This is a genomic window from Synechococcus sp. R6-7, from assembly GCF_047461695.1.
Taxonomy (GTDB): domain Bacteria; phylum Cyanobacteriota; class Cyanobacteriia; order Thermostichales; family Thermostichaceae; genus Thermostichus.
The window spans coordinates 1-3271 of the sequence record NZ_JANSHS010000328.1 but is presented as its reverse complement, the minus strand read 5'-3'; the positions used below and the strand labels follow the sequence as shown (position 1 = coordinate 3271).

Sequence of the window (3271 nt, the reverse complement as noted above, 5' to 3'; positions counted from 1 at the left end):
GGGCCGGGGAAGAACTCTCCCACTTTCTTCAGCAGCGTCAGCCAGGGGGTTTTGGGGGCAAAACTGAAGATCAGGCGGGACCGAGCCAGGCGGGTCAGGTGCTTTAGCATGCGCAGGGCCTCGGCTTCAGGGTAGTGGATCATCACATCGAGGCAGATGACGACATCGTATTCCCCTGTCAATTCCTCCAGATCCGAGACCCAAAATTGGGGGTTGTCTGTGGATCCCAACTCCATTTGCTGGCGGCGGCGTGCTTCGTTCACCATTTGTTCCGAGATGTCGCTGGCGAACACCTGTGCCCCCCTGGCGGCCAAGGGCAAGCTGAGGCTGCCCACCCCGCATCCGGCATCACAAATGCGTAAACCGGAGGGATCCCCCAACCACTGCAACACCGTCTCTACTGTGCGAGCATGGCCAAGGCGGATGTCTTTTTGGACGAAATTGACTTCTTCTTCACCATAAATGCGCCGCCAGCGCTCGAAGCCAACGGAGTTGAAATAATCGCGGACAATGGTTTTCTCTTGCATAGAACTTCCAGCTAGGGATCCGGCGAGAGAAAAAGATGAACGCTCTGCTTTTCTTCGCCAACGCGCATCCCATTCTACCCCGAGGCCCCGTAACCCTCTGCATCGTTGCCCTAGGATTGTATTAGAATTAACTCGCATGCCTTGGATGTTGCCCCATGACCGAAGCTGAGATTGCCCAAGCGTTGCAGGCTCGGTTGGCTGCCCCGGTCAGAATTGCGGTCAAACGCCGCCAAGGTCATCTGCATGTTCTTCTGAATCGATCCTCCTCGGCCCGAGTGGACTACCCCCATCTCATGGAACGGGTGCAGGCGGAGCTCAGGGCGTTGGGCTTGCCCGGCTTGGAGCAGGTCACGGTGTACGGGCGTGAGTCGGGACATTCTGAATACGAGTGGGAGCAAACGGCCCCCTTGTTGAACCCGCTGCTGGCCTCAGAAGAAACCACGGTTCTGTTGGAAAAAAAAGGCGACTTCTTGTTGCAGGATCTAACAGTTGTTGCCCCAGATTCGGTCAACTCAAAGCCTGAACCTGCGCCGGAGAATCCTGTCGGGAAAACCGACAAAGGCCGCGGATCCCGCATCTCCTGGGTGTGGCTGGGGGGAGCTGTACTGATTGTCGGAGCTGGGGTAGTTCTTTTGCTGGTTGCCCTTCTCTGAAAGAGCTGGGTAAAGGTTCTTGTTCTTGTCTTGGGAAAAGCCTCAGGGAGCGTTGCCGAGGGTCGCCGATGGACTTTGAGAACGCCGGGATCCGGTCAATTGGGCTTTTTGCAAGGCATCCTGCAGCATTCGCTCCACCAACTCGGTGAACGTCCACCCCAGAGCTGCCGCCGCATCGGGACAGAGGGAGGTGGGGGTCATGCCGGGCAGTGTATTCACCTCCAACACCCAAGGATTTTCCTCGGGATCCACTCGCAGATCCACCCGCGCCAAGCCTTCGCACCCCAACGCCTGGTAGGCCTTCAGACCTGCCGCCTCACAGCGGGCCAACCCTGCCGGGCTGAGGGAACAGGGGATCAAATGCCGCGAGCCACCGGGTGCGTACTTGGCTTCGTAGTCGTAGAAGTCGCCTTGGGCGGGGATGATCTCAATGGCCGGAAGAACTTGGCCGGACAAGATCGAGAGGGTGATCTCCTTGCCGGGAACATAGCGCTCCAGAAAAATCCGCGACGAGACTGAGCGGGCCAACTCCAGCCCCTGAGCAAATGACCTCTCATCCCGGACAATGCTGATGCCCACCGTCGAGCCGTTGTTGCTGGGCTTAATCACCAGTGGGGATCCCAACTCTGCCGCACAGTCAGCCCAAGCGAGGGGGTTTTGGTCGTCCCAAACCTGCCAATCGGGGGTAGGGATCCCCGCGGCGCGAAAGATCTGCTTGGAGACCAGCTTATCCATGGCCAGAGCACTGGCCAGCGGCCCGGATCCCTGGTAGGGCAGGCCCAGCCAGTCCAGCATCCCCTGTACCACCCCATCCTCGCCACCAGGGCCATGCAAGGCAATCCAAACGAAGTCGCAGCCGGCTTGCCGTTCCTGCCAAAGGCGCAGAGGCAGATCCTCATCTGGGTCGATTACCTTGACCCGATGGCCCAGGTCCTCCAAAGCCCGTTTGCAGGCTTTACCCGTTACCCAAGAGACTTGACGTTCTGCCGAACGCCCCCCCGCCAAGACAACAATGTTCATGGCCTAACCCCAAAGCACTCCCCACCCTTGACAACCGGCACCAAGATACCGGCATTCCTTCACTCTACTCTACGAAGGGGGCCGTCGGCGGCGCAAGAACTCGGGAATATCTAAGCCTCCAGACATCGGCGGCTCAGGCTCCGGAGGCTGTCGAGGCGGCAGCCCAGAGCCCGTGGGAGTGGGCTTGGGAACCCCCGACTTGTTGGAGGCAGAAACTTTGGTTGCAGCAGGGATGGCGGCTGGATGGGCTTTCTCTTGGAAACCGGTGGCGATGACCGTGATGCGCACTTCCCCCTGCATGCGCTCGTCTTGGACGGTGCCGAAGATGATGTTGGCCTCGGGATCCACTGCCTCGGCGATGATCTCTGCAGCCACCGTGACCTCATGCAAGGACAAATCCGGCCCACCGGTAATGTTGAAGAGGACACCTTTAGCCCCTTCGATGGAGGTTTCCAAAAGCGGCGAAGATACAGCGGTAATGGCAGCCTCGCGGGCGCGGGACTTGCCGGATCCCATGCCAATTCCCATCAAGGCAGAGCCGGCATCGGCCATCACGCTGCGCACATCGGCAAAATCCACATTGATCATGCCGGGAATGAGAATGATATCCGAGATGCCCTGCACCCCCTGCCGCAGCACATCATCAGCAACGCGAAAAGCCTCTTGGACAGGGGTTTGCTCGGAGATCACCGAAAGCAACTTGTCATTGGGAATTACAATCAGGGTATCAACTGCCTCCCGCAGCGCTTGGATCCCTTCCTCGGCCTGCTTGCTGCGGCGTTTGCCCTCAAAGGAAAAAGGCCGTGTCACCACTCCCACCGTCAGGGCACCACTGGCTTTGGCAATTTGGGCGATGACGGGTGCTCCACCCGTGCCCGTGCCTCCCCCCATGCCGGCGGCAATGAAGACCAGATCTGCCCCTTTGATGGCTGCCGATATTTCTTCGCTGGATTCTTCTGCCGCTTTCTGGCCAATGGCCGGGTTACCACCTGCACCCAAGCCTCGAGTCAGCTTCTGCCCAATTTGCAAGCGGTTCACTGCCGAGGACTGGGCAAGGGCCTGCGCATCGGT

At 59.2% G+C, this 3271-nt stretch carries 4 protein-coding genes; 1 reads left to right on the top strand and 3 read right to left on the bottom strand.

Annotation, left to right across the window (positions count from 1 at the left end; all coding sequences use genetic code 11):
- Positions 1-527: magnesium protoporphyrin IX methyltransferase (gene bchM, locus NW815_RS10055; RefSeq protein WP_414415968.1), on the bottom strand; the 527-nt coding region annotated here is incomplete at its 3' end.
- A 155-nt stretch (positions 528-682) separates the two neighbouring features.
- On the opposite strand from bchM, the gene NW815_RS10050 reads away from it, so the two are divergent.
- Positions 683-1180, top strand: coding sequence for a hypothetical protein (locus tag NW815_RS10050; RefSeq protein WP_414388585.1), 498 nt, complete (start codon positions 683-685; stop codon positions 1178-1180).
- Positions 1181-1222: 42 nt separating this feature from the next.
- Here the strand turns inward: NW815_RS10050 and NW815_RS10045 are convergent, their stop codons facing one another.
- Positions 1223-2200: a D-alanine--D-alanine ligase family protein gene (locus tag NW815_RS10045; RefSeq protein WP_414388586.1), complete on the bottom strand. Its 978-nt coding sequence runs from the start codon at positions 2198-2200 to the stop codon at positions 1223-1225.
- Between the two features lie 69 nt (positions 2201-2269).
- Positions 2270-3271, bottom strand: a 1002-nt coding sequence (ftsZ, locus tag NW815_RS10040) for a cell division protein FtsZ (RefSeq protein ID WP_414415967.1), incomplete at its 5' end; no start/stop codon positions are given.